The 2854-nt window shown below is 35.7% G+C and carries 3 protein-coding genes; 1 reads left to right on the top strand and 2 read right to left on the bottom strand.

Features of this window, described 5'->3' with window-relative positions; all coding sequences use genetic code 11:
- The first annotated feature begins 124 nt into the window (after nt 1-124).
- A complete protein-coding gene (locus tag FKV42_RS11360; protein ID WP_154810399.1) occupies nt 125-910 on the top strand; it encodes an archaellin/type IV pilin N-terminal domain-containing protein in 786 nt (261 codons plus the stop codon).
- Nucleotides 911-1542: 632 nt separating this feature from the next.
- Here FKV42_RS11360 and FKV42_RS11355 read toward each other — a convergent pair.
- Together FKV42_RS11355 and FKV42_RS11350 are read right to left on the bottom strand one after the other, a co-directional pair.
- Entirely contained in the window at nt 1543-1905 is a 363-nt protein-coding gene (locus tag FKV42_RS11355; RefSeq protein WP_154810398.1) for a hypothetical protein, read from the bottom strand.
- Nucleotides 1898-2689, bottom strand: a complete 792-nt coding sequence (locus FKV42_RS11350; RefSeq protein ID WP_154810397.1) for a hypothetical protein — start codon at nt 2687-2689, stop codon at nt 1898-1900. Before FKV42_RS11350 ends, FKV42_RS11355 begins: the two co-directional genes overlap by 8 nt.
- Nucleotides 2690-2854 lie beyond the last annotated feature (165 nt).

The following is a 2854-nucleotide window of genomic DNA, read 5'->3' as shown; positions in this document are numbered from 1 at the left end:
GCAGCAACGACTGCAGATTTCGTACTGCCATCTTCATACGGTGTAACTGAGACAGTTCAGTTGTATCCATAAATAATCATGTGCGATTCTTTTGCACATATTATTTTCTAAAGAGGTTATTGTTATGAAAGCAAACAAAAGATTCTTTAATGTGGATACAAGTGCTCAGGTGGGTATTGGTACCCTTATTATATTCATTGCAATGGTACTTGTTGCCGCAGTAGCAGCAGCAGTTCTTATCCAGACGTCTGGTACATTACAACAGAAAGCACAGTCTACTGGAAAAGAAGCAACGCAGGAAGTGTCATCTAATTTGATGGTAAAGACAATTGAGGGTATTCGTGCTAAGAACACTTCAACGGATTTGGCTGGCAATATTTCCTTATTGAAACTTAAAGTCGGTTTGAATGTTGGTAGTTCCCCTGTTGATCTGAATCAGGTAGTTATCTCCGTTACTGATGGAACAACAACAAATAATTTGATCTATGGAAATAATGAGCAAACATACGGTTCTATTATGCAGGATTTTGATGCTACTGCTAGTGCAAGCACAAATCTGAATAAGTTGCTGACTTCAAATTCCACTGGAGATCCGGGTAATAATGGTAAATATTTCTTTACAGTAGAAAAGATTCGTGATGAGGATGGTTCATTTTCACAGGATGAGCCGGTGATGAATACCGGAGATCTTATAATTGTTTATATTTCAACAGTAGCATCAGGTGATATAACTGGTTATACTACCGTTGGTAGTTTGTCTGGACTTACTACATTAGATACGGGTCTTGTAGTTTCCCCTAGGACGGCTGTTAGTATTGTGCTTACGCCAGAGGCTGGTGCAGCCACATCTGCTGACTTTGTAACTCCGTCATCATATGGAACGTTAGAAACTGTACAGCTATATCCATAAGGTGTTTTTCACCTTATGCTCTTTTTATTTTTTGAATATAATCTTATTCATGATTGTTGCAGCAATTTAGAATTCATTTCCTGTATTCATTGCATGATTGAAATCTTCATACATAGCAACTTAATTATGGCAGTACCTATTTATTGTTGAATAATATCTCTTCTTTTAACCTTGAATCTAGGATTTTGTGGAAAATCATGTGAATGTTCATCTATTTTAAGGTGACTTTTGCTTTTTTCCCAATAGCTAAAGAAATAAGGCTAGCAATCTGATGCCGGAATATCGGGAAATCTGGGTATAGTGATAGAGAAAGAGATAGATATTCAGTTGATTAAAAGTAAAACCGTCAATTTTGGTTGCAATTAATATTAAACTTTTATGATCTTACTGTGAATATATGGATGCTCAATTGTTTTAAGTGGGTTACATCTATTATATTATTGATTCGATTGGATATTTATTATTATCATGAACGAATGAAAATAAGTTTATCTAAGGATGCTCATCACAAAAATGATGTAGGCATAGATATCTGCTAATTCCATAATAAAAATCATGGAAACGATGTATCTGTTTTGAAATAAAAAATAATGTAATTTGTACTTTTTCATGCATTATGAATAACACACTTTTCATGGCATCCTTTCTATAATCTCGCCCATCCTCTTGTTCTTCTTATAGAATGCAGTGCTATCTTTTAGGAAATTTGAAGCGGTAACTCCTTTGTCAGTGATAACGTATCCACCACGTTTGACTTTTTCAACCAGACCTTCAAGCTGGAATACAGTTTTCATTTTGCTTCCAATACTGCCCTTATCTGCAAACTGGTCTGTATATTTTCTAATCTCTGAGAATTCAGTGATCTTTCCTTCATTTCTTCCAAGCACTTTCAATATAAGCCTGTATTGAATGTCTCCTGGGCCCTGATGAATTCCTAATGACTGATAAAACTCTGCTACAGTTTTCTCAAGTTCGACATCAATCTCGTCAGACATCTATATCGTCCTCCTCCTCAATGTCGAAGTCTTCATCATCGTAGAGTTCGTACTGGTATTTTTTAATTCCCAGTTTTTCCTGCAATGTCATTGGTGGAAAATATGCCAGAAATGCCTGCACAGTTCCTATCAGTACAAATAACCTTGCAACAAGCTGCATTACATCTACCATTGTGATCATGTCTGTCAGCATAAAGTCAAACACAAATGATATTGCAACTAGTGGCAATGCTGTTCTGTATCTGAGATGTTTTGGCATTTTCTGAAGGAAAATTAACAACAAAAATCCTATGATCATTGCGGTGGGTATCACAAAAAGTCCAATCAGGTAGATATTAATTGCAATATCACTGTTAATTGTGAACAAGGATGAGTAATCCGAAACGATAGGTCCGATTACACCATTCGTAAATAATAACATAAGATATGATACGCCAAAGAGTGCAAAAAGTAGTGAAATATATGCGCTTATTTTTTTATTTCCTGCTATAACATATAATATGAAGAATACCAGTGGAACCGCCACAAAAGAGAATGGTACTGCTGCAAGGTTGTACATCATAAGGTCCAGATTTTCCCTTCCCATGTAAGCAGCTATCATTCTAATGGTGGTGGGCAGATAAGTAAGTCCCACAAGTGACCACAATATTACAAGTGACCAAAGGGCAGGTTTACTCTTATCAGTATGCTCTTCTTCACTGCGGGCAAGTACCCACGCAAAAGCAAATGATGATAATGTTATTGCAAAACAGATAGTGGCATTTAGTAATAAGCCTGCATTCATCGCATCCCTCTGAGTATTATTTACATATTTTTAATATATAATGCTTCCTCATCACGAACCCGCATAGTTTGATGTTTGACATTTCCAACCAATTGATATATATATAATTAAATGATATATAAAATCATCCATATATTTGGATTATAGGAGGATCGTACATGAAAG

Origin of the sequence: Methanolobus vulcani, assembly GCF_006546655.1 — an archaeon.
GTDB classification, from domain to species: Archaea; Halobacteriota; Methanosarcinia; order Methanosarcinales; family Methanosarcinaceae; genus Methanolobus; species Methanolobus vulcani_A.
The sequence above is the reverse complement of the archived record's forward strand: the minus strand, read 5'-3'. Positions and strand labels throughout refer to the sequence as shown.

Excerpts from the sequence above, each read along its gene's own strand:
- FKV42_RS11360 (WP_154810399.1), top strand. The coding sequence starts at position 125 with ATGAAAGCAAACAAAAGATTCTTTAATGTGGATACAAGTGCTCAGGTG.
- FKV42_RS11355 (WP_154810398.1), bottom strand. The coding sequence starts at position 1,905 with ATGTCTGACGAGATTGATGTCGAACTTGAGAAAACTGTAGCAGAGTTT.
- FKV42_RS11350 (WP_154810397.1), bottom strand. The coding sequence starts at position 2,689 with ATGAATGCAGGCTTATTACTAAATGCCACTATCTGTTTTGCAATAACA.